Raw genomic sequence first — 23,713 nt, 5'->3', positions numbered from 1 at the left:
AGAGTTCCATCGACATATGGTCCGCGCGGGCTGCGGATAACGCACATTGCGTTGCCGCTGTGAGATGCGGGGCTTCAGATGAACGACCTGGTGCGGACGCACGGGGCGCCAGCGAGCGCAGCCGTGCCGACTATTGCTGCACGCCTGGACCGGCTGCCGGTGTCTCCGCTGCACCTTGGTATTTTCGCGCTCTGTGCATTCGGATTATTTGCCGATATCGCCGAAGTGGCGCTCAGCAATGCCTTTTCCGGCACCTTCCTCGCACCGCCCCACAGCATCTCGCGAAGCGAACTCTCGCTGTTGTTGGCCTCGGTTTTTGCCGGCGGCGCTGTCGGCGCGCCTGTGTTCGGCTGGATTGCGGATCGCTATGGCCGCCAGATTGCCCTGCAAAGCGCGCTCGCCGTTCTGGCGCTGAGCTCGCTGGCTGTCGCAGCCAGCCGCGACGTCGCAACCATGACGGCCTTCCGCTTCATCTCCGGCCTCGCCATCGGCGGCTATCCGCCTTTGACGTCGGCCTATCTGTCGGACCTACTACCGCCCCGACGGCGTGGCCTCTTGATGATGCTGTGCGGCGCGCTCGCCTTTCTCGGTGCACCGGCGATCATCCTGATGATCCGCTGGCTGACACCAATCGCGCCATGGGACATCGAAGGCTGGCGCTGGTCGTTATTGTTTGGCAGCGCCTGCTCGGCATTGACGGCGCTGTTGTTCTTCCTGGTGCCGGAATCGCCGCGCTGGCTCGCATCAGTCGGACGCGACGCCGAGGCTGATGCCGCGTGCCGCCGCTTCGAGGCATCCGCGCGTCAGCCATCACCGCTTGTGACCTCCGCTCCTGAAACCGTAGCCGCGGGATCCAGCGGTTTCCGGGCACTCGCCCGCGACCGGACCAGCCTGCGCCGCACGGCTCTGCTTGCCGCGCTTTACGTGCTTGGCCCATGGGCCACGATCGGTTTCCCACTGCTCAGCGCCGCCGTGATGGTGCAGAAGGGATTTCACGTCAGCGAATCCCTGCTGTTCGCCGGGCTGACGATGTTCGGCCCCTCGATTGGCATCGCGGCGGCGTCCGCCTTTGTCGATCGCATTCCGCGACGGCAGGCGCTGATCGCGTGCGCCACGGCGATGATCGCAACCGGACTCACTTTTGCAGTCAGTACGGTCCTGACGCCGCTGATCATCACGGGCATCGTGTTCAATCTCGCCAGCGCGGTCTACAGCGCCGTACTCAGTCTCTATGCGGTCGAACTGCTGCCGACACATCTGCGCGCCTCGGCCACTGCCGGCGCCTGGGGCCTGGGCCGCATTGTATCTGCGCTGGTACCAATCGCGCTGCTGCCGTTGCTTGGTAGCCACGGCGCTATTGCGATGTTCACGGTGATCTCCACGGCGCTATTGCTGAGCGGCGCACTCATCGCCATTGCCGGTCCACCCGGCCGCGAACGCAGGCCGGTCGACTAGCGGTCAGCGCTGCATCGACGTCACGCGTTACGTCGGGTAGCGACCGCACGGCGAGCGCCAAGCCCCCGCCAATATCCCGGTTTTTGGGCCCTTTTCCGCTAAAACATTAAGCTTTTTGGGGTGTTCCAGGGTGTGGCGGATTGACTTTGGCCGATTCCGGCCTATGTTCCGCCTCGACGCGGCCCGGTATCGAAACGCGATATCTTGAGTAAGCCGCCTGTCAGCGCCCAGCGTCTCCGTGCATGTTTGCGTGCCGCTCCGGGGATAAGCGCTGCAGTATTTCCCGAGAATCCAAGCGGCGGTTTCGACCTGAGGCGTGATTCCGAACGGTGATCATCCGGATACCGGATCAGATCATGCCCCCATACAGAGGCTCAATGTCCTTCTCCAATCTCGGCTTGTCCGACAAGGTTCTCGCCGCCGTTGCGGCCACCGGTTACACCACCCCGACTCCCATTCAGGAACAGGCGATTCCTCATGTGCTGGCGCGCAAAGACGTGCTCGGCATCGCCCAGACCGGCACCGGCAAGACCGCTGCCTTCGTTCTCCCGATGATGACCATGCTGGAAAAGGGCCGCGCCCGCGCCCGCATGCCCCGCACGCTCATTCTCGAACCAACCCGCGAACTGGCCGCACAGGTCAAAGAGCAGTTCGACAAATACGGCGTCGGCCAGAAACTCAACGTGGCGTTGCTGATCGGCGGCGTCTCGTTCGGCGACCAGGATACCAAATTGACCCGGGGCGTTGACGTCTTGATCGCCACGCCGGGGCGCCTGCTTGACCATACCGAGCGCGGCGGACTGCTTCTCACCGGCGTCGAATTGCTGGTCATCGACGAAGCCGACCGCATGCTGGACATGGGCTTCATCCCCGACATCGAACGCATCTGCAAGCTGGTGCCATTCACCCGTCAGACCCTCTTTTTTACGGCGACCATGCCGCCGGAAATCCGCCGCATCACCGATACCTTCCTGCACAACCCGGTGAAGATCGAAGTATCCAAGCCGGCCTCGACCGCCGTCACCATCACCCAGCAGCAGGTCAGCGTCGGCCGCGAACCGCACGAAAAGCGCGAAGTGCTCCGCTCCCTGATCCGCGAAGCCGTCGATCTCAAAAACGCAATCATCTTCTGTAATCGTAAACGTGAAGTCGCGTTGCTCGCCAAATCACTGCAGAAGCATGGCTTCGCCGTCGGCGCCCTGCACGGCGACATGGAACAGTCGGCCCGACTTGCCGCGCTCGACCAATTCCGTAAGGGCGAACTGCCGATTCTGGTAGCTTCTGACGTCGCCGCCCGTGGCCTCGATATTCCTGCCGTCAGTCACGTCTTCAATTTCGACGTCCCGCATCACTCCGACGACTATGTGCATCGCATCGGCCGCACCGGCCGTGCCGGTCGCCTCGGCACCGCGGTCTCGCTGGTAGCGCCCGCCGACCAGAAGTCGATGCTGGCGATCGAGAAGCTGATCGGCCAGTCCATTCCCAAGATCGAATCCAGCGTTGCCGTCTCGGAGCCTGTCGAAGGCGAAGCCGCTGAGGCGCCGCGCCAGTCGCGCAATCGCACCGGCAACCGCGAGGCCAATGCCGAGCATCCGCGCGGCGGCCGTGACGGTCGGCGCAACGATCAGCCCCGTGAAGGTGGCCGCGATCGCAAGCCGCGCCGTGAGCGTGGTCCGCACCGTGAAGGTGGTCGCTCCGAAGGCGGCGAGCGCAGCCCGCAGCCGCAGGTCGCCGAAGCTGCTTTCGCAGCACCGGTTGCAGCAGTAGCTCCGCAGGCGCAACGTCCGCCATCCATCGGCCGCGCCGAAGCTCCGCGTCCGCGCCGCGAAGACAACGAACCGGCTGATCATTCTCACCTGCCGGCCTTTCTGTTGCGGCCGGTCCGAGCACGCGTATAGGTAGTATCGCCCCGGGAACGTTTACTCGTCGTTCACTCTCGTCCCCTAATCTGAGCGCGATATTTTTAACGAATTCGCATTTCAGAGGACGGCGTAGATCCGCCGTCGGGGGCACAGAACGTGACCGGCATCCTGGACGAACAAGAACGCACTTTGGCATTTGCCGAAGTCGCGCTGGGTCAAATTCGATCGCTCCGCCAGACGGCTATCCCGCGCAACTATGAGATCTGGTACGTCTACGCGACTGGCTATAATTCGGCGCTCAACAAGGTCATCAATGAGACGCTGGCGCGCAATGGCCGCCTGACCGAAGCGGACCTCGACCAGATCCACGACACTTACCTCTCGCAGATTCGCACCACCGATCGCATCGATCAGGTCGGCGCCCGCGTCATCGGCGAGATCGACGACGTGATGGCGCTAATCACCGATGCGCTAGGCATGACAACGAACTTCAATGCCAGCCTCGATGGTGCCAGCAAGGATTTGTCGCGCGCGCACGATCCCGCTGCGGTGAAAGCCGTGATCGAGAAGCTCGTCAAATCTACCCGTGAAGTGCACGACACGAACAAGGCGCTGGAAGAGCGGCTACTATCCTCGAAGAGCGAGGTCTACACGCTGCAACAAAGCCTTGAGGCGATCCGCGCCGAGAGCCTGACCGACCCCCTCACCGCGCTCGGCAACCGCAAATATTTCGACCGTGCGCTGATGGCAGCGATCGATACCGCGGTAAGGCGCGGCGAACCGTTGTCGCTTCTGATGCTCGACATCGATCACTTCAAGTCCTTCAACGACAATTACGGCCATCTCACCGGCGACCAGGTATTGCGTCTTGTCGGCCAGTCGCTGAAGCAGACCATCAAGGGCCAGGATATCACCGCGCGCTATGGCGGCGAGGAGTTTGCGGTAGTGCTGCCGAGTACGCCGCTACGTCAGGCGCTCACGGTGGCCGACCACATCCGCCGCGCCGTGATGTCAAAGGAGCTGAAGAAAAAATCGACTGGCGAGATCCTGGGGCGCGTCACGGTTTCCGTCGGCGTCTCGATGCTGCAGATCGGCGACGATATGGAAGCGCTCATCGGCCGTGCCGATGCCTGTCTCTATGCCGCGAAACGCAACGGCCGCAACCGCGTGATCTGCGAAGTCGATCCGGAATATTCGGCGGAGCTGCAATTCCAGGTCGCGTGACGCCCCACACTCCGTCCCCATGATGAGGAGCGCGTCTTTGCGCGTCTCCTCAGGATGAAGACTTGCGCTTCTTTGCGGCTTTACTGGCTGTCTTGCTGAAGACCTTCTTGACCGCAGTTTTCTTCGCGGCCTTCTTTTTCGCCGCGGCCTCCTTCACGGTCGTCGCTTTCTTCGCCGTCCGCTTCTTGCTTGCCTTCGCCAGCGATGCACGGATCGCAGCGGCATGTGCGACCCTCGCCCATTCGGTGACTTCATCGGGATCGTCGTAGAGCCGTTCCGGCAGCTGCCAGTAGGATCCAATCATCCGCAGCTTGCCGCGCATCTCATACTGAAAACACTTTGAGCCTTCGCTCTCAAAACGCGGGATCGAGTTTTCATCGGCGCGCAGATAGACCGCGCCGCGCAGCACCAGCGCGAAGTTGATGCCATCGGCGGAAATACCAAAGCCGGAAAACATCCGGCGGATGGTCACCGGACCGAAGCCGGCGAAAAGTTCGGAGAGAAATTGGCGGTCCATGGCAGAAGTGTAGGATGGGTTGCGGGGAAGCGAAAGCCATCCTCAATTGTCATCACCCGCGAAAGCGGGTGATCCAGTAGACATCGACGATTAAGAGAGAGCGACGAAGCGCAACATCAGCGCCGTCGTTCACTGGATCGCCCGGTCAAGCCGGGCGACGACATGCAGAGAATGCGGAGGCTGAATTCAGCCGTCGATCTTCGCCGGCGTCAGTTGCACCGACTCGCCGCAGCCGCAGGCCGAAATCTGGTTCGGGTTGTTGAACACGAACTGCGCCTGCATGCGGTCAGTCTTGTAGTCCATCTCGGTGCCGAGCAGGAACAACACGGCCTTGGGATCGACCAGGATCTTCACGCCCTTGTCCTCGACGATTTCGTCGGTCGGCTTGATGTCGTGGGCATATTCGACGGTGTAGGACTGGCCGGCGCAGCCGCCGTTTTTGATACCGACGCGCAGGCCGACGATCTCGGAATCGGCACGCTCCGTCAGTTGCTGGATCCGCGTTGCGGCAGCATCGGTCAGCTTCATGACCTGCGGACGAGGCCGAGGCTTCGGCTTGGCAACCTGTACGGGGATATTCATGGCAATCCACCACCTCTCGCCGCGCGTCGCGACCATCATGCGTCTAAATTAACAACGAAATCCTTGCTGAGAAGGCCTCATGCGCGAATTCCGCTGATTGTCAGTAGATCGTCCACACACCCGGCGTCACCAGCTCCAGCAGATGCTGGTCGGGATCGCGGAAGTAGATGCTATGCCCGCCGCCCGGCCAGTCGGTCCGGCCTTCGATCACGATATCATACGCACCCAGCCGCTGTTCCCAGGCCGGTAATTCATCGGCGGCGATGGCGAAGGCCACATGAACCGGGCCGCTGCCGTCATGCGGCGGGATGGTGCCGCCCGGCAGATGAACCGTCTCCAGCGTGGAGCCGCGGCCAAACAGCAGCAACACATTGCGACCGCCGACGTCGTAGGCGACAAATCGCGAATCACTTGTGAGCGGCTCTAGTCCCAGCGCGCCCTGGTAGAACGCCCGTCCGCGATCGAGGTCATCGACGTAGAGCGCAGTCTCGATAACACCGTTCAGCTTCGGCACGGCATCCTTCACCACATATTCAGGACGAGACGTGCCTCATCGGTCATCCGGTCCGGCGTCCAGGTCGGCTCCCAGACGATCTCGACCTTGACCAGACCGACGCCGGGCACGCTGGCCACGGCGTTCTCCACCATAGTCGGCAATTCTTCTGCCGCCGGGCAGTTTGGCGTCGTCAGCGTCATCTCGACCTGAACGGAGCGATCGTCCTTGATGTCGACCTTGTAGATCAGGCCGAGCTCGTAGATGTCAGCCGGGATCTCCGGGTCGAACACGGTCTTCAGCGCGGCGACGATCTCCGTGCCCAGGCGTTCGGTTTCGGCAGGATCGAGCGCCGAGGTGGTCTGCATGTGAGCGGACTTCTCGGCCTCGGGGCTGGCGTCCGGCGTCTTGGCTTCTGCAATGTCACTCATGCAAATAACTCCCGTGCCTTGATCAGCGCCTGTGCGAGGTGGTCGACCTCCTCGCGGGTATTATACATTCCGAACGATGCACGGCACGTGGCCGTCACATTGAATCGTTCCAGAAGCGGCATCACGCAGTGAGTTCCAGCGCGGACAGCGACGCCCTGCCGGTCGATCACCGTCGCCACGTCATGGGCGTGTGCGCCCTTTAGTTCGAACGAGATCACCGGACCCTTGTCCTTGGCGGTGCCGATGATGCGCAGCGAATTGATCTCGCGCAGCCGGTCCTGCGCATAGGTCAGGAGATCGTGTTCATGGGCGGCAATCCGCTCTTTGCCGATCGAATTGACGTAATCGATAGCCGCACCGAGGCCGATGGCCTCGACGATGGCCGGCGTACCCGCCTCGAACTTGTGCGGCGGATCGCCATAGGTGACCCAGTCCTTCGCCACTTCGCGGATCATCTCACCGCCGCCGGCATAGGGTCGCATCGCAACCAGCCGGTCATATTTGCCATACAGCACGCCGATGCCAGTCGGTCCGTACAGCTTGTGGCCGGTGAAGATGTAGAAGTCGGCGTCGATGTCCTGCACGTCGATCGGCATGTGAACGGCCGCCTGACTGCCATCCACCACGACGGGAATACCGCGCGCATGCGCGAGCTGCACCACGTCCTTGACTGGCACCAGCGTGCCCAGCGCATTGGACATCTGGGTGATGGCGACGATCTTGGTACGATCGGTCAGCAACTTCTCGAACTCGTCGATCAGGAAGTTGCCTTCGTCATCGACAGGCGCCCATTTGATAACGGCGCCCTGACGTTCCCGCAGGAAGTGCCACGGTACGATGTTGGAATGGTGCTCCATGATCGAGAGCACGATCTCATCGCCCGGCTTGATGTTCTCGCCGCCCCACGATGCCGCGACGGCATTGAGCGCGTCGGTGGCATTGCGGGTGAAGATGATTTCCTCGGGGCGCTTGGCATTGAGGAAGTGCTGCACCTTGATGCGCGCGCCCTCATAGGCCTCGGTCGCGGCATTGGCGAGGTAATGCAGTCCGCGATGCACATTGGCATATTCGGACTTGTAGGCCTCGGTCATGCGGTCGAGCACTGCATACGGCTTCTGCGCCGACGCCGCGTTGTCGAGATAGACCAGCGGCTTGCCATAGACTTTCATCTCGAGCGCCGGAAAATCCTCGCGGACGCGAGCGACGTCGTATGACCCGTTCGAGACCGCGGGATGCAATGTCATGCGCGCGACTCCAGCCAGCGCTCCGCGGCCGATATCGCGACGTCGCGCAGATCGTCATTCACGATCGACTCCATCGCTTCACCAACGAATGCCTGGATCAGCAACGCCTGCGCTGCCTTCTCCGGCAGGCCGCGAGCCCGCAGATAGAACAGCAGGCTGTCATCCAGCGCGCCGATGGTCGCGCCATGGCCGCACTGCACGTCGTCAGCGAAGATTTCGAGCTCTGGCTTGTTGTCGATCTCGGCCTCGTCGGACAGCAGCAGCGCCCGCGACATCATCTTGCCGTCAGTCTTCTGTGCGATCTGATGAACGTTGATGCGGCCCTGGAACACCGAATGCGCGCGATCGTCGAGCACAGCGCGGAATAGCTCGCGGCTGAGGCAATTCGGGGCTGCATGCTCGATCACGAAGGTACAGTCGCCATGCTGCTTGTCGCGCAGCAGATGGACGCTGTTGGTCGACAGCTCCGAATCCACGCCAGCCATCGTGATGAAGCTCTGATAGCGACTGACACCACCGCCAGTGGTCAGGCTGAAGGTGTTGAACTTGGTGCGCGCACCAACCGTAACAATGGCCGTCGCGATATTCGCGGCATCGCCGGCGTCTTCCATCACGCGCACATGCTGCAGATCGGAATCGTCGCCAATCCAGAGCACGACAGCGTCATGGGCCTGATAGGCCTTCGCGGTCTCTGTCGCGACAAAGCTCTCGACCAGCGTCACACGCGCACGATTGCCGATGCGCACCAGCGACCGCGTGAATGCCGCCACGCTCGGGCGCGTCGCGACATGTACGATGTGCAGCGGCCGGGCCGGAGCGGCATCGTCGGCGATATCGACCAGCACGCCATCGGTGGCGAAGGCGGCATTCAGTGCGATCATCGGATCTGCGACGCGCGAGCGCAGCAGATCAGCCCGCGTCGCACTGGTCGCGTCGTCGAGCATCGCACTGAGTGCATGCACGGTCACGCCGCCGCCCGACGTCAGATCGGAGAGGCCCGCAGCGAAGACACCGTCCACGATGACGAGCTTCTGCGTATCGCCTGTGCCAAGCGTTTCGACCATCTTGGCAGCCTGTGCCAGCGCAGCCTGATCCGGCGTCGGCGCAAGCGGCGCGACATCGCGCAGCAGGTTGCGCAGGTCGGTGTATTTCCATTCCTCGATGCGCCGGGTCGGCAGACCCGTGCGCGCGAAATCGTCGAACGCCTGCTGGCGCGTTTCGGCCACTGTACCGACGCCCGGCAACCGGCCGCGCGCGGCGGCGAATGTGCCGTCCAGCACTGCGCCCGTTGTCGTCTTTGCGAGAGCTACATTCATGATTGTCTCACTCAGGCCGCCGCGTCTTCATACTGCGCGTAACCGGACTCTTCGAGTTCCAGCGCCAGTTCCTTGCCGCCGCTCTTCACGACGCGGCCCTTTGACATCACATGCACATGATCTGGCACGATGTAGTTCAGCAAGCGCTGGTAGTGGGTGATCACCACCATGGCGCGATCCGGGCTGCGCAGCGCATTGACGCCGTCGGCAGCAACGCGCAACGCGTCGATGTCAAGACCGGAGTCCATTTCGTCGAGGATGCACAGGCTCGGCTGGAACAGCGCCATCTGCAGCACTTCGTTGCGCTTCTTCTCGCCGCCGGAGAAGCCGACATTGACGCCGCGCTTCAGCATATCCATCGGGATGTTCAGCGAGGCCGCGACTTCGCGGACCTTCCTGAGGAAATCCGGCACCAGATATTCGCTCTCGCCGCGCGCCTTGCGCTGTGCGTTCACCGCGGTGCGCAGGAAGTTCATCGTGGTCACACCGGGAATTTCCACGGGATACTGGAACGCCAGGAACACGCCCTTGGCGGCGCGCTCGTCGGGCTCCATCTCCAGGAGGTCTTCGCCCTTGAACAGGATTTCGCCACCGGTCACTTCATAACCGGGCTTGCCGGCAATGACGTGGCTGAGCGTGGACTTGCCTGAACCGTTCGGTCCCATGATGGCATGCACTTCGCCGCCGTTTACGGTCATCGTCAGCCCATGGAGAATCTCGCGATCCTCGACACGAACCTGCAGGTCCTTCACTTCAAGCAATGCGGTCATCAGTCTCTATCCTTTGATCATCATCGTCACCCTCGCCTGAACGCAATCGGATTCAGGCTAGAGTGCTCGCCATTCGCGGCGAGCCTCTAAGGATGGTTTTCAATTTTGCCGACATCTCGGAAGCGCCGCCGTGCGGGCATCCGCGATGGCGGGACTTAGCCCACCGATCCCTCAAGCGAGATCGAAATCAGCTTCTGCGCTTCCACTGCGAATTCCATCGGCAGCTGCTGCAGCACATCCTTCACGAAACCATTGACCACAAGACCGACGGCCTCTTCCTGGCTCAGGCCACGCTGGATGCAATAGAACAGCACGTCCTCGGAGATCTTCGAGGTCGTGGCTTCATGCTCGAACAATGTCGAGGCATTCTTCGCCTCGATATACGGCACTGTATGCGCGCCGCACTGATCGCCGATCAGGAGCGAGTCACAGGCCGTGAAGTTACGGGCATTCGTCGCCTTGCGATGCGCGGTGACAAGGCCACGATAGGTGTTCTGCGACTTGCCGGCAGCGATGCCCTTGGAGATGATCCGGCTCGTGGTGTTCTTGCCGAGATGGATCATCTTGGTGCCGCTATCGACCTGCTGATAGCCGTTCGAAATCGCGATCGAATAGAACTCGCCGCGCGAATTGTCGCCGCGCAGGATGCAGCTCGGATATTTCCAGGTGATCGCCGAACCGGTCTCGACCTGGGTCCAGGAGATCTTGGAGTTATCACCGCGGCAGTCGCCGCGCTTGGTGACGAAATTGTAGATGCCGCCCTTGCCCTCGGAATTGCCGGGGTACCAGTTCTGCACCGTCGAATACTTGATCTCGGCGTCGTCCAGCGTGACCAGCTCGACGACGGCCGCATGGAGCTGGTTCTCGTCGCGCTGCGGCGCGGTGCAGCCTTCGAGATAGCTGACATAAGCACCCTTGTCGGCGATGATCAGCGTGCGCTCGAACTGGCCGGTATTACGTTCGTTGATGCGGAAATAGGTCGACAGCTCCATCGGGCAGCGAACACCCGGCGGCACATAGACGAACGACCCGTCCGAGAACACGGCCGAGTTCAGCGTGGCATAGAAATTATCAGAGGTGGGGACGACCGTGCCGAGATACTGCTTCACCAGTTCGGGATGTTCGCGGATGGCTTCCGAGATCGGCATGAAGATGACGCCGGCCTGCTTGAGCTCCTTCTGGAACGTGGTCGCGACCGACACCGAGTCGAACACAGCGTCGACGGCGATCCTGCGCTCACCCTCGGGACGAACGACGCCTTCCAGCGCCTCGATCTCGCGGAGCGGAATGCCGAGCTTCTTGTAGGTTTCGAGAATTTCGGGATCGATCTCGTCGATCGAGCCGATGGTCTTCTTCGGCTTCGGTGCGGAATAATAATAGAGATCCTGGAAGTCGATCTTCGGATACTCGACCCGCGCCCACTTCGGCTCTTCCATGGTCAGCCACCGGCGATACGCCTCAAGACGCCATTCCAGCATCCAGGCTGGCTCGTTTTTCTTGGCGGAGATGTAACGTACGGTGTCTTCGGAGAGGCCCTTCGGGGCCTTCTCGGATTCGATGATGGTCTCGAATCCATAACGATATTGATCAACGTCGATCTGGCGAACCCGATCGACGGTCTCTTGTACGGCAGCCATTTTATCCTCCGCTCGCGGTTTCAAGGACCGCGGTGGATCAATCCAGAAACGTGAAACTCAAAGCTTGTCGGGGTTCTTTACGATGTTCCCGCCGGGAAATCACCCCTCTTAGAACCGTTCAAGCTGTGTTTCGTCGCTATGTTTAAGTAGTGTACCCGAGAGCTTTCGCCAAGCCTCCAGGCACCGATCGACATCCGCTTCGGTGGTCGACCAGCCCAGACTGAGACGCACGGCACCCCGGGTCAGCTCCGGCCCGAAACCCATGGCTTCCAGCACGTGGGACGGCTGCACCTTACCAGAAGAACAGGCAGAACCGGACGATACCGCGATACCTTCGAGATCAAATCCAATCACGGCAGTCTCGGCGCGCAATCCGGGGGCACCGAACAGGACCGTATTGGGCAGACGCGGCACATCCTGGGCGAACACAAGTCCGTTGCTGGATTGCCGCAAGCCCGCCTCAAGCCGCAGACGCAGCTTTTCGACCCGCTTCATGTCATCCAGCGACGCCATGGCGGCCATCACAGCGGCACCAAAACCGGCGATTCCTGGCACGTTCTCGGTTCCCGCCCGACGCCCCAGTTCCTGCCCGCCGCCGCGGAGCAGTGCGTCGAGCCCCGCGACGCCATTGGCCATGACCAACGCACCAACACCCTTCGGGCCGCCGATCTTATGCGCAGAAATAGATAGAAGATCTACCTGCAATTGACTGATATCGATAGATATCTTTCCGAATGCCTGCACCGCATCGACATGCAGCAAGCCACCCGCGTCATGCACAATGCCCGCAAGCTCAGGAATCGGTTGAAGGGCACCGGTTTCATTATTGGCCAGCATCACGGAAACCAGCGCGGGCTCGCCATTGGTCAACAATGTCCGCAAATCGTCAGGCCTCACGACGCCATCACGGTCCACGCCTAGGACTTGAATGTCTGCGGTGGCGAAACGACCGCCCGCGAGCACCGAGGCGTGCTCCACCGCAGAGACGATCAGCCGCCGCACGGGCACGCCCGGCTTGCGCACCAGCCCCGGCGTCAGCGCCAACACATTGGCTTCGGTTCCGCCTGAGGTGAATACCACGTTCCGCGAATCTGCGCCCACGGCGCTTGCGACCGCCACACGGGCATCCTCGACCATACGACGGGCCTGACGGCCCTCGGCGTGGACCGACGACGGGTTGCCGACGAGATCCCACGCAGCCGCCATCGCCGCCCGCGCCTCGGGGCGAAGCGGTGTCGTCGCATTCCAGTCGAGATAGATCCGGTCTTTAGCCAATTTCGCTTTACCCTGAAGGGCTTGGAGCCTCGATAGCCACATTGGACGTCAACCGACGTTGCGCGCTGTCACTCTTAGCCCAATTGACCGCCAAAAGCGCCCATCGCGGCGTACGTCAGAGCTGCGGAAGCGTTCAATATGCTTGCTTTTCGCCCCTGCGCTCATGGTAGAACGCGGCCTCAACTTCACCCGGCGCCGGCCGCTTTCATGTGACGATGCCCGATCGCCCCTTTTCTCGCAGGGGTCCCTCTCCGAGCCATTCTCGCCGAGCTCTGCGCGAAACCGGCTGTCACGCCAAGAACGGGACCTAAGGATCACTATGCCCGAAGTCATTTTCACCGGTCCCGCAGGCCGTATCGAAGGCCGCTATCACCCCGCCAAGCAGAAGAATGCGCCGATCGCCATGGTGCTGCATCCGCATCCGCAATTCGCGGGTACGATGAATCACCAGATCGTCTACCAGTGCTATTACGCCTTCGTGCATCGCGGCTTCTCGGTGCTGCGCTTCAATTTCCGCGGCGTCGGTCGCAGCCAGGGCTCGTTCGATCATGGCACCGGCGAGCTGTCCGACGCAGCGGCAGCGCTCGACTGGGCACAGACCATCAATCCCGAAGCCCGCGCCTGCTGGGTGGCCGGCTTCTCGTTCGGCGCCTGGATCGGCATGCAGCTCCTGATGCGCCGCCCCGAGGTCGAAGGCTTCATCTCGATCGCGCCGCCGGCCAATCTCTATGACTTCTCGTTCCTTGCACCCTGCCCGTCATCGGGTCTGATCGTGCATGGCGAGAAGGACGCTGTCGTGCCGCCGAAGGACGTCAACACGCTGGTCGAAAAGCTGAAGACCCAGAAGGGCATCGTGATCGATCAGCACATCATTCCCGGCGCGAACCACTTCTTCGACAACAAGCTCGAACCGCTGATGGAATCGGTGACCGGCTATCTCGACATGCGCCTCGCCAACGTGCGCTGAGGGCCTCCATCGGCTCACGCCGGTTGCTTCATCTCCCAAACAAAAAGCCCTCGGCCAGATCTGGCCGAGGGCTTTTAAGTTGCAGGTTCTGATCGGATCAGAACGAACGCAGGATCTGAACCGCGCCGCTGTAGATGTTCTGGTCCTTGATCTGATAGGCTTGGTTCGCCGGCTTGCCGGACACGGTGCCGGTATAGGTGCCGTCGAGGCTCTGATCGAGGCGGCTGTAAGTGAATTCAGCCGACAGGGTCAGGTTTTTGACCGGTGTCCAGGAAGTTACAGTACCGACCTGGGCGATGCCGAAGTCGAAGTTGTTGGTGGTGCCCGAGAGGCTGCCGGCCGTAGCACCCGACGATGTCGCGCTGCTCGATCCCAAGCGACCGCCCGCAGGGCTGAACGCTGCCGCGAGCATGGCGTTGCCAGCATCACCATAAGAGATGTGGCTGTAGTTGCCCCACACCGAGGTGCGCCAGGCTGGGTTCCAGTAGTGCTCGTAGAACGCGCTAACTTCCCAGGCGTCGCTCAACTGGATCGAGCCACCCGGAGAGAACACGCCGTCAAGCACATAGCCGAAACCGACCGTATTGCCATCAAACTTGGCAAAACGACCGCCGCCCGATGTATCGATGGTGCCGCCTGTGAAAATGTACTTGGCGGCGCCCTTGCCGTAGGACGCTTCGAGCTTCAGGCTGTCGCCTGAGCCGGTGGGCAGGTCCTTGAATTCAACCGCGCCGCTGACCGCGAAGCCGTAGGCATCGTCGGCGTGGCCTGTCGATTCGTTGGCGCCGTAGAAGCCCGGCGTCGAGGTATGCATCGCCGCAGCAAAGTGCAGCGAGCCCCATTTCTGATCGAGCCGGAGATTGCCGACAATATCAGGAATATGGTTGCCACCCGTGGCATTGCCGAGGAATGTGTTCGAATTGCTGCCGTAAAAGGCACCCGTGAACGACCCTGCACCGGGCGCCACGATGAAGTTCGCGGTATTGTAGAGGCCAGCATTGCGATAGGCCGACGCGTTTTCGAGCGAAATCGTGCCCGAGACGCCGTTACCGAATTCCGCTGTGTAAGCGATCTGCGGAATGCCTGTCGAGTTGTTGGAGCCGGCGATTCCGCCCGACGAAATCCACGGCTTGGTGAGCGCCCACTGCGGATCGAAGCTCGACACGGCCTTACCGAAGGTGAAGCCTGCGAACTGGATGAACGCGAAGTCAACTTCCGTGAAGCCACCGGCGATCGATTCACGGTTCTGCGTGAAGTCGAACAGGATGCTCGAATAGGTACGAACAACGCCGTATTCGGTTCCGGTACGGGTATCGACGGTGGCGGTAATACGCTCGCGGGTAAGGAAGTTGTCCTTGGTCCAGAGGTTGTTGCCGCCGGCGCCGCCCTGCCAGTATGGCGTGTCCTGAGCATTGCCGTTGAAGGTTGTGTTGAGGCGGATCGCGCCGCCGATCTTGATGCAGGTGTCGGTGCCAGGGATGTAGTAGAAGCCGGCACCATAGATCGAGCAGATTTTCACGTATTCGACAGCCTTGGCCTTCACCGGAAGGTCAGCCGCCTGGGCAGTGCTCGCAGCCAGCAACGCCGCTGCCGAGCCAAGGATCATTTGCTTCATCATGGTCATGTCGCCTCCGTACCGATCGTATCGGCACGCGCGATTGCCCCGGGCGTGCCATTCATGAGGCAGAGTTGTGGAAGATCATGTTGCGAAACAATGCGCGCGGTCGATTGTCGCAGCATCATTTTCCGGCTGTGTGCTTTCGGCAACATAATCGACAAGCCACGGCATTTTCGTACCGAATTTATCACGAGACTTAATGATGCCATCACGCATCTGTGTCCGCGGCGGCTTGCCGACTACCACCGGCATAGACGCCATTGTTCGCGATCAACCCGATTCGTTGGTTGAGTGAGTCGAATCGCCGTAGCTATGGCGAACCTCGCACTAGCTCGCGAGGTAGTCCGCTCTTACACCGCCCGTCATCGGCTCCGGCACACCAGTCGTTGCCGGATAGCTCAACGGCAAGCCCGCAAACGAGCGCGCCGCCAGGAACGCGAAGGCCTGCGCTTCCATCGCATCGGCCGACCAGCCCAGATCATTCGCACTCTCGACGCTAGCGGTCGGCAATCGCTCCCGCAGCATGCGCAGCATCGTCGGATTGCGTGCGCCGCCGCCGGTGATGATCCAGCTGCGCGGCGGCTTCGGCAACAGCGGCGCAATGCTGGCGATGGTCGCAGCGGTGAACGCCGTCAGCGTCGCTGCACCATCAGCTGGAGTCGTATCGCTCAGTTGCAATGCAGCGAAGTGATTGCGATCAAGCGACTTCGGCGGCGCTGCCGCAAAGAACGGATTCTGCAACCCATTTGCGACCCACTCATCATCAACACGGCCCTGCGCCGCCAGTGCGCCATCCGCATCGAACGGCTTTCCTGTCATGCGCAACACGAAATCGTCGAGCAGCGCATTGCCCGGGCCGGTGTCGCAGGCGATCAGCACACTATCGCCGTCGATGTAGGTGACGTTGGACACGCCGCCGATATTGATCACGGCAATGGGCCCGTCGCGATGCAGCCCCTGCGCCAATGCACGGTGATAGACTGGCGCGAATGGCGCTCCCTGTCCGCCGGCAGCCACGTCAGCCGCACGGAGGTCGTAAATCACCGGCAGGCTGATCATTCGTGCAAGACCTGCTCCGTTGCCAATCTGCACGGTGAGCCGATCGCCCGGACGATGCAGCACGGTCTGGCCATGAAAGCCGACGATATCGATGCTGTCCCGTGCGATGCCGTGATCAGCCAGAAACGCCTCGACGGCCTCGGCATGAGCCGATGTCACCACATGCTCCGCCTCGGCCAGAATGCCCGGCCTGATATCGCGCCCCGTCAACCCTACGGCTTCGGTCAATGCCTGCCTCAACACACCGCGCTCGGGCTCGCTATAAGCCCGGTAGCCCGACGGGCCGAACGACCCGACCCGTTCGCCATCGGTCTCGATTAGGGCGACATCGACCCCGTCCAGCGAGGTTCCGCTCATTAGTCCGATCGCGGTCAGCATATCAGGCACACGGCAAAGCCCTCATTTCCGGTCAAAACTTGTGTCGAAGCGCCCAATCTTATAATGCCACAGGCACTTTGGGGCGGCTAGCACGCTCTCCACCTTGCCGCCAATCCATTGAGACAGCGTAAAATTATCCGAACCGAGCCGTAAACCGATGACCACCTATAAGTCCGATTTCCTCAACGTCCTGCAGAGCCGCGGCCTGATCCATCAGGTCTCCGATGCCGAGGCGCTGGACGCCGCCTGCTGCAAGGGACCGGTCACGGCTTATGTGGGCTATGACGCGACGGCGACCAGCCTTCATATCGGCAACCTGATCTCGGTGACCATGCTGTACTGGTTTCAGCAGACCGGGCATCGGCCGATCACGCTGATGGGCGGCGGCACCTCGATGGTCGGCGACCCGTCGTTCCGCGACGACCAGCGGCAGCTGCTGACAGTCGAGAAGATTGCGGAGAACATCGAAGGCATCAAGAAGATCTTCGGCAAGATGCTGGCGTATGGCGACGGCCCGACCGACGCACTGATGGTCAATAACGCGGACTGGCTGCTGAAGCTGAACTATGTCGAATTCCTGCGCGATGTCGGCCGCCACTTCTCGGTTAACCGCATGCTGTCCTTCGACAGCGTAAAGCTGCGCCTCGACCGCGACCAATCGCTGTCCTTCCTCGAATTCAACTACATGATCATGCAGGGCTACGACTTCGTCGAGCTCAACCGTCGCTACGGCACGCTGCTGCAGATGGGCGGCTCCGATCAGTGGGGCAACATCATCAATGGCGTCGATCTCAGCCATCGCATGGGCGGGCCGCAGCTTTACGCGCTGACCACGCCGCTGCTGACCAAATCGTCCGGTGAGAAGATGGGCAAGTCGGCCTCGGGGGCTGTCTGGCTCAATGGCGACCTCTTCAGCCCGTATGACTTCTGGCAGTACTTCCGCAATACCGAAGACGCCGATGTCGGCCGCTTCCTCAAGGTCTTCACCCGCCTGCCGCTCGACGAGATCGCCAAGCTCGCTGCGCTCGGCGGATCGGAGATCAACGAAGCCAAGAAGATTCTCGCGACCGAAGCCACTGCCGTCGTACACGGCCGCGATGCAGCAAACGCGGCTGCGGAGACGGCGCGCAAGACCTTCGAGGAAGGCGCGCTCGCCGAGAGCCTGCCGACTATCAATATTCCGCGCGCCGAACTTGACGCGGGCGTCGGCGTCCTCGCGGCCTTCGTCAATGCCGGTTTCGTCGCATCGAATGGCGAAGCACGACGCCAGATCAAGGGCGGCGGTCTGCGCGTCAACGATGTTGCGGTGACGGACGAGAAGATGATGCTGACGCCAGCTTTGCTGACGGAAGGTGTCATCAAGCTCTCGCTCGGCAAGAAGCGCCACATCCTGCTCAAGCCTGCATAGCCGCATTCATCCAGCGCACTTGTTCACGGCGACCGAAACGCGCTCCATGGCGCAGCTGTCGCAAACGCCGTGAAGAAGAGCCAGATGGATTTGAAGTCGTCCCAACGCACTGGCCTGTCGGTCCTCGGCCTCTGCTTCACGTTTTCCCTGTTCGGCCGTGGGCTGCAGGAAAGCTTTTCAGTATTCCTGCTGCCGGTATCGCAATCGTTCGGCTGGGACCGCAGCGAAGTCGTGTCGATCTATGCACTGACGGCGCTCTGCGTCGGCCTATCATCCCCTCTCATCGGCCGCCTGTTTGATCGTTCGGGGCCGCGCACGGTCTTCGCCGTCGGCCTCACAGTCCTCGGGCTTTCACTGCTGGCCACCGCCTATGCCGAGCACCTCTGGCAGTTCCAGCTCGCCCTCGGCCTTTGTTTCGGCTTTGCCGTCGCCTGCATCGGCAACGTTCCAAATGCGCTGCTGCTGGGACGCTGGTTCGGCAAGCGACTGCCGACGGCGATGTCGATCCTCTATTCCGCGACCGGCGCGGGCGTGCTGGTCATGTTGCCGCTGGCTCAGCTCCTGATTGATCATATGGCGTGGCGCGGCGCTTACCGCGCCTTCGGCATCGTCGCACTTGTCTTGCTGGTACCGGTCATGATCCTGCCCTGGCGCGCGATCAGCGCGGGATCACCGCATCTCGATAAGCTGCAGAAGCACGATACAATCATCGAAGAGGGCTGGACGCTGCTCAGCGCCATGCGTCATCACGCGTTCTGGGCGCTGTTCGGCACTTTCTTCTTCACCGCCATCGGCATGTTTGCGATCTCGCCGCAGGTCGTCGCCTATCTCGTCGATGTCGGCTTCCCGCCACTACAGGCGGCGACCGCCTGGGGTTTCAGCGGCGTGGTGCTGCTGTTCGGTATGCTGGGAGTCAGTTGGCTCGACGGCGTTATCGGTCGGCGTCCCTCCATCCTGATCAGCTACTCATTCTCGCTCGCGGGCATCGTGATGTTGTGGCTGCTGCAGTGGTATCCGAACTACGCGTTGCTCACCGGTTTCGTCATCTGCTTCGGCAGCATGATCGGTTCGCGCGGGCCTCTGCTATCAGCGACCGCCATGAAGATTTTTCGCGGCAAGCGCGTCGGTACGATCTATGGCGCCATCACCTTCGGTAGCGGCCTCGGCGCCGCGCTCGGCTCTTGGAGCGGCGGCCTGCTGCATGACTGGACCCAGAGCTACAACTCGCTGCTCACCTTTGCCTTGATCAGCGTTGTGATCGGCATGATCCCGTTTCTCGTCGTCCCAGCATTGCGCCAATAGCGCCCGAACCTCTCGACACAACAGTTCGCATAGCGAACAAATTATCTGAGTTTGTCAGCTTTCACGATTGGTAAGCGACTCGCTGGTATCTTTTTGCCAGTTCTGCACCGATCAGAGGTCGCCATGAGTCTGCTTAGCCGTTTCACCATCCGCACCAAGCTCACCAGCATGGTGTTGGTGTCCGCCGCGTCCATTTGCGCCGTCATCGCGGTGGCCGCTTCGCTAAGCCAGAAGCGCATGCAGCAAGACCGCATGGAACAGCTTCACACGGCGACCGACCTGATGCTCGGCATGGCCGAAAGCCTGCAGGAGGAAGTAGCGGCCGGGAAACTCAGTCTCGCCGACGCCCAGATGCAGTTTCGTATGCGCGCACGCAACATGACGTTCGGCAATAAGCAGGGTTATCTCGTTGCCTACCGCCCCGACGGCGTCATCCTCGTCAATGCCGGCAATCCCAAACTCGAAGACAAGAATACGGGCGCCAAAGACTCCAATGGCATCCTGATCTCGAAGGCGATCATCGACGCCGGCAAGCAGAGCGCGACCGGCGGCATGACCTATTATCTCTATCCACGGCCGGGCCAGACCGAGCCAACCGCCAAAATGGTCTATGCGCGCCACTTCGCGCCGTGGGACGCCACGCTCAGCTCCGGCCTTTATGTCGACGATCTCGACGCCGACGTGAACGCTTTGCTGGTCCGGCTGGGTTCGCTCGGCGCCGGCGTGCTCGGAATCATGGCGCTGCTGTCCTGGCTGATCGCCAGCGACATTCTCGGTGCGCTGCGCCGCCTGCAGGCCCGCATGCATGAGATCGCCAATGGCTCGCTCGACCAAAATGTCGGCGAGACCGATCGCGGCGACGAAATCGGCCGCATGGCCGAAACGCTGGAAATGTTGCGTCAGACCTCGCTGACCGCTCGCTCCCTCGAAGCCGAGCAGGCCAAGTTGAAGCAAATGAGCGAAGCCGAAAAGCGCGACGCGCTGATCGCCCTCGCCGATCGTTTCGACTCCTCGGTCGGCCAGTTGGTCGGCCTGATGGCCTCCGGTTCGACCGAGCTGGAAGCAACCGCACAGTCGATGAGCGGCACCGCCGCCCGCACCAACGACCAGGCCGGCATCGTCAGCACCGCTGCCTCGCAGGCCAGTACCCGCGTGCAGACGGTCGCCGCGGCCGCCGAAGAACTGTCGTCGTCGATCGCCGAGATCGCGCGTCAGATGGCGCAGTCGGCCAAGATCACCACCCACGCCGTCGATAGCGCCCGCCGCACCGACACGATTGTGCGTGCCCTTGCGGATGGCGCACAGCAGATCGAGCACGTGGTCGAACTGATCTCCACCATTGCCGGCCAGACCAATCTGCTGGCGCTGAACGCCACGATCGAAGCCGCCCGCGCCGGCGACGCCGGCCGTGGCTTTGCCGTGGTGGCCACCGAAGTGAAGAGCCTCGCCGGTCAGACCGCCGACGCTACCAAGGAAATCAGCACCCGTATCGCGCAGATCCAGAGCGCGACCAAGGAAGCCGTCGACGCTATCCAGGGCATCACAGCCACCATCGAAGAGGTCAGTGCCATCGCGACAACGATTGGTTCGGCCATCGAGGAGCAAGGTGCGGCTACGGCAGAAATCGCCCGCAACGTCACCCAGACGGCGCAGGCCACGCAGGACGTCACCACCAATATCGATGGCGTCACGGCCGCCGCGCACGAGACCGGCGACGCTGCGGGCATGGTGCTCAACGCTGCCTCCGGCCTGTCCAGACAGGCCGAGCAATTGTCCGGCGAAGTCACGACCTTCCTGGCCGGCGTGCGCGCCGCCTAAGAGACACCCATCAAACAAGAAGGGCGCGGTCAGCGATAACCGCGCCCTTCTCTATTTTAGCGGTGACCGCAGATCAGCGCGCGGTAAAACCGCCATCCACCGGCAGCGCGACGCCAGTCACAAAGGACGCGTCATCGGACGCGAGCCATAACGCGGCATGCGCCACATCCTCCGCCTTGCAGAGACGGCCCATCGGCACTGCCGACAGTAGCTTGGCTTCATTGGCCGCCGCTTCTGCCGCGACGCCCGACCGGCCAGTGAAGCCGAGCTTCATCGGCGTATCGGCCAGGCCAGGGCAGATCACGTTCACGCGGACGCCTTCGGGCGCAAAGGTCTGCGCCAGCGACTTGGTGAGGCCGACGACCGCGAACTTCGCTGCCGAGTAGATCGGGCTCATCATCGAGCCGACAATGCCCGACACCGACGAGGTGAAGATCACCGAGCCGCCGCCACGCTTGCGCATATGCTTGATCACTTCACCCGCCGCCAGCGTGGCGGAGGTGATGTTAAGCGACATCGCGAATTCATAGGCCGCAAGATCGAGATTCTCGACGCCGGCCGGACCGGGCGTTCCGGCGTGGGCCCACAGGACATCTATGCCACCGAGCGCGGCAGCCGCGTCGTTGATTGAGCTCTTCATCTGTTCGGCCTTCGACAGATCGGCCTGGATGGTGGTGAGCTCGTAACCCAGCTTCTTCATGTCGGATTTGAGCTGCGCCAGCGCGTCAGCATTGACGTCAATCGCGACGACCTTGGCGCCTTCCTTGAGGAACAATTCGACGCCGGCGCGTCCCATGCCAGATGCAGCGGCGGTGACGGCAGCGAGTTTGTTGGCGAGACGCATTCTGTTTTCCCGTGGTTCGAAATTGCAGTTCAGAATTGATGAACGCGCAGCGCGGGGTCACCGACATCTGCGCGTTCCCGACGTTCGTTGTTTGCGGCCGTTACTTGATCAGCGGGCAGCCGCCGTCTTTGAGCGGACGGAATGCGGTATCGGCCGGTATCGTCGCCAGCACGTTGTAGTAATCGTACGGCTTCTTCGACTCAGCCGGCTTCTTGACCTGCAGCAGATACATGTCGTGCAGCACACGGCCGTCCTCACGCAGCGTGGTCTTGCCAAACAGCGGATCGTCGAAGGTGCCCATCTCGCGGATAGCCTTGACGACCGCAGCACCATCCTTCGGCGAGCCAACCTTGGCGACCGCCTTCAGATAGGTGAGAGACGCCGAATAGGCGCCGGCCTGGTTCATGCTGGGATAGCGGCCGTTGTTACGTTTGGCAAAACGTTCGCCGAAGGTGCGGGTTTGCTCGTTGAGATCCCAGTAGAAGCCCTCAGTGAGCTGCAGGCCCTGCGCTGTGTTGAGACCGAGCGAGTGAATGTCCGAAATGAACATCAGCATGCCGGCAAGTTTCTGGCCGCCCTGCACGATGCCGAATTCAGACGCCTGCTTGATCGCCTTGATGGTGTCACCGCCGGCATTCGCCAGCGCGATGATATCGGCCTTCGATGCCTGCGCCTGCAGCAGATAGGACGCGAAATCGTTGGAGTCTGTCGGATGCTTGATGCTACCGAGCACCTTACCGCCATTGGCATTGATCACGGCGGAGGCATCGCGCTCCAGCGAGGCGCCAAGCGCGAAGTCGACGGTGAGGAAGAACCAGCTCTTGCCGCCGGCCTTGGTCATTGCATCGGCGGTGCCGCGCGCCAGCGCCCAGGTATCGTAGGTCCAGTGCACCGAGTTCGGGGTGCAAGCCTTGCCGGTCAGGTCCGATGTGCCGGATGCCGTGAACAGCGCGACCTTGTTGAGTTCGGCGGTCAGCGGCGCGACGGCCAGAGACGTGGCGCTGGTCGGAATGTCCACGAGAACATCGACGCCTTCGGTCTCGTACCACTTGCGAGCAATGTTGCGCGCGATGTCCGGCTTGTTCTGCGGATCGCCCTGAATCACTTCGACTTTGAACTTGTCCGCGCCCGGGAGCTTGTTGAAGTCCTCGACAGCCATCTTGGTGGCATCGAACGAGCCCATGCCGCCAATGTCGGAGAAGATGCCGGACATATCAGCCAGAACGCCGAGCTTCACCGGCGTCTGCGCTGAAGCCACCGGCGCGGGCAACAGCCCGAGCGACAGCGCCAAGGCTGACACGGCAAGAGTATTGCGAATGGTCATCTATTCCTCCCCTGACGAATTCCGCGATTCACCCCGGCAAGGCCGCCAGCACGCACGCGAATAATTCTTGTTTATGAATTCATAAGACCTATACGTGAATTTGAAGTCAAGTCCTGCGCTGTCGGTGTGGATGGCTTTCAAAGCCATTTCAGCGATACAGAGGCCAACCAGACCATGCGGAAACGCGGA

The 23,713-nt window shown here is 61.6% G+C and carries 21 protein-coding genes; 7 read left to right on the top strand and 14 right to left on the bottom strand.

Annotation, left to right across the window (positions count from 1 at the left end):
- Window positions 1–123: 123 nt before the first annotated feature.
- The 3 genes from CIW50_RS21260 (at window position 124) to CIW50_RS21250 (ending at window position 4,541) form a co-directional block, all read left to right on the top strand.
- The gene (locus CIW50_RS21260) at window positions 124–1,455 is read left to right on the top strand and encodes an MFS transporter (RefSeq protein ID WP_172980411.1); all 1,332 of its coding nucleotides are present in this window, start codon (window positions 124–126) and stop codon (window positions 1,453–1,455) included.
- Between the two features lie 377 nt (window positions 1,456–1,832).
- Window positions 1,833–3,353, top strand: a complete 1,521-nt coding sequence (locus CIW50_RS21255; RefSeq protein WP_149533322.1) for a DEAD/DEAH box helicase — start codon at window positions 1,833–1,835, stop codon at window positions 3,351–3,353.
- Window positions 3,354–3,473: 120 nt separating this feature from the next.
- The gene (locus tag CIW50_RS21250; RefSeq protein WP_149533180.1) at window positions 3,474–4,541 is read left to right on the top strand and encodes a GGDEF domain-containing protein; all 1,068 of its coding nucleotides are present in this window, start codon (window positions 3,474–3,476) and stop codon (window positions 4,539–4,541) included.
- Window positions 4,542–4,590: 49 nt separating this feature from the next.
- Here CIW50_RS21250 and CIW50_RS21245 read toward each other — a convergent pair whose 3' ends face one another.
- The 9 genes from CIW50_RS21245 to CIW50_RS21205 all read right to left on the bottom strand — a co-directional run bounded on the left by CIW50_RS21245 (window position 4,591) and on the right by CIW50_RS21205 (window position 12,848).
- Entirely contained in the window at window positions 4,591–5,058 is a 468-nt protein-coding gene (locus CIW50_RS21245; RefSeq protein ID WP_149533179.1) for a TfoX/Sxy family protein, read from the bottom strand.
- A 186-nt stretch (window positions 5,059–5,244) separates the two neighbouring features.
- Window positions 5,245–5,640 (bottom strand): HesB/IscA family protein, encoded by a 396-nt coding sequence (locus tag CIW50_RS21240; protein WP_149533178.1) that lies wholly within the window; start codon window positions 5,638–5,640, stop codon window positions 5,245–5,247.
- A 100-nt stretch (window positions 5,641–5,740) separates the two neighbouring features.
- The gene (locus CIW50_RS21235; RefSeq protein WP_246664386.1) at window positions 5,741–6,169 is read right to left on the bottom strand and encodes a VOC family protein; all 429 of its coding nucleotides are present in this window, start codon (window positions 6,167–6,169) and stop codon (window positions 5,741–5,743) included.
- Window positions 6,163–6,564: an SUF system Fe-S cluster assembly protein gene (locus CIW50_RS21230; protein WP_149533177.1), complete on the bottom strand. Its 402-nt coding sequence runs from the start codon at window positions 6,562–6,564 to the stop codon at window positions 6,163–6,165. The genes CIW50_RS21235 and CIW50_RS21230 overlap by 7 nt, the downstream gene beginning before the upstream one ends.
- Entirely contained in the window at window positions 6,561–7,808 is a 1,248-nt protein-coding gene (locus CIW50_RS21225; protein ID WP_149533176.1) for a cysteine desulfurase, read from the bottom strand. Before CIW50_RS21225 ends, CIW50_RS21230 begins: the two co-directional genes overlap by 4 nt.
- Window positions 7,805–9,124, bottom strand: coding sequence for a Fe-S cluster assembly protein SufD (sufD, locus tag CIW50_RS21220; protein ID WP_149533175.1), 1,320 nt, complete (start codon window positions 9,122–9,124; stop codon window positions 7,805–7,807). Before sufD ends, CIW50_RS21225 begins: the two co-directional genes overlap by 4 nt.
- Window positions 9,125–9,135: 11 nt before the next feature.
- Window positions 9,136–9,894, bottom strand: coding sequence for a Fe-S cluster assembly ATPase SufC (gene sufC / locus CIW50_RS21215; RefSeq protein WP_089264143.1), 759 nt, complete (start codon window positions 9,892–9,894; stop codon window positions 9,136–9,138).
- Window positions 9,895–10,049: 155 nt separating this feature from the next.
- On the bottom strand, window positions 10,050–11,531 hold the full coding sequence (gene sufB / locus CIW50_RS21210) for a Fe-S cluster assembly protein SufB (protein ID WP_149533174.1): 1,482 nt from the start codon (window positions 11,529–11,531) through the stop codon (window positions 10,050–10,052).
- A 108-nt stretch (window positions 11,532–11,639) separates the two neighbouring features.
- The gene (locus tag CIW50_RS21205; RefSeq protein ID WP_149533173.1) at window positions 11,640–12,848 is read right to left on the bottom strand and encodes a cysteine desulfurase family protein; all 1,209 of its coding nucleotides are present in this window, start codon (window positions 12,846–12,848) and stop codon (window positions 11,640–11,642) included.
- Between the two features lie 277 nt (window positions 12,849–13,125).
- Between CIW50_RS21205 and CIW50_RS21200 the strand changes: the two genes are divergently transcribed.
- Window positions 13,126–13,773, top strand: coding sequence for an alpha/beta hydrolase (locus CIW50_RS21200; RefSeq protein WP_068736626.1), 648 nt, complete (start codon window positions 13,126–13,128; stop codon window positions 13,771–13,773).
- A gap of 97 nt (window positions 13,774–13,870) precedes the next feature.
- Here CIW50_RS21200 and CIW50_RS21195 read toward each other — a convergent pair whose 3' ends face one another.
- From CIW50_RS21195 to CIW50_RS21190, 3 genes are all read right to left on the bottom strand, one after another.
- Entirely contained in the window at window positions 13,871–15,397 is a 1,527-nt protein-coding gene (locus CIW50_RS21195) for a porin (RefSeq protein ID WP_149533172.1), read from the bottom strand.
- Between the two features lie 75 nt (window positions 15,398–15,472).
- Window positions 15,473–15,607, bottom strand: a complete 135-nt coding sequence (locus CIW50_RS29770) for a hypothetical protein (RefSeq protein ID WP_283808855.1) — start codon at window positions 15,605–15,607, stop codon at window positions 15,473–15,475.
- Window positions 15,608–15,718: 111 nt separating this feature from the next.
- The gene (locus CIW50_RS21190) at window positions 15,719–16,828 is read right to left on the bottom strand and encodes an anhydro-N-acetylmuramic acid kinase (RefSeq protein WP_149533171.1); all 1,110 of its coding nucleotides are present in this window, start codon (window positions 16,826–16,828) and stop codon (window positions 15,719–15,721) included.
- Window positions 16,829–16,985: 157 nt separating this feature from the next.
- On the opposite strand from CIW50_RS21190, the gene tyrS reads away from it, so the two are divergent.
- The 3 genes from tyrS to CIW50_RS21175 all read left to right on the top strand — a co-directional run bounded on the left by tyrS (window position 16,986) and on the right by CIW50_RS21175 (window position 21,356).
- Entirely contained in the window at window positions 16,986–18,236 is a 1,251-nt protein-coding gene (tyrS, locus tag CIW50_RS21185) for a tyrosine--tRNA ligase (RefSeq protein ID WP_149533170.1), read from the top strand.
- Between the two features lie 84 nt (window positions 18,237–18,320).
- A complete protein-coding gene (locus CIW50_RS21180; RefSeq protein WP_149533169.1) occupies window positions 18,321–19,538 on the top strand; it encodes an MFS transporter in 1,218 nt (405 codons plus the stop codon).
- A gap of 123 nt (window positions 19,539–19,661) precedes the next feature.
- On the top strand, window positions 19,662–21,356 hold the full coding sequence (locus tag CIW50_RS21175) for a methyl-accepting chemotaxis protein (RefSeq protein WP_149533168.1): 1,695 nt from the start codon (window positions 19,662–19,664) through the stop codon (window positions 21,354–21,356).
- A gap of 73 nt (window positions 21,357–21,429) precedes the next feature.
- On the opposite strand, the gene CIW50_RS21170 is transcribed toward CIW50_RS21175, so the two are convergent.
- Window positions 21,430–22,200, bottom strand: a complete 771-nt coding sequence (locus CIW50_RS21170; RefSeq protein WP_149533167.1) for an SDR family NAD(P)-dependent oxidoreductase — start codon at window positions 22,198–22,200, stop codon at window positions 21,430–21,432.
- A 100-nt stretch (window positions 22,201–22,300) separates the two neighbouring features.
- On the bottom strand, window positions 22,301–23,524 hold the full coding sequence (locus CIW50_RS21165; RefSeq protein ID WP_149533166.1) for an ABC transporter substrate-binding protein: 1,224 nt from the start codon (window positions 23,522–23,524) through the stop codon (window positions 22,301–22,303).
- Between the last annotated feature and the right edge of the window lie 189 nt (window positions 23,525–23,713).

Origin of the sequence: Tardiphaga sp. P9-11 (assembly GCF_008329525.1) — a bacterium.
Classification (GTDB): Bacteria; Pseudomonadota; Alphaproteobacteria; order Rhizobiales; family Xanthobacteraceae; genus Tardiphaga.
Note: the sequence above shows the minus strand (reverse complement) of the source record. Positions and strands in the feature narration are given on the sequence as shown.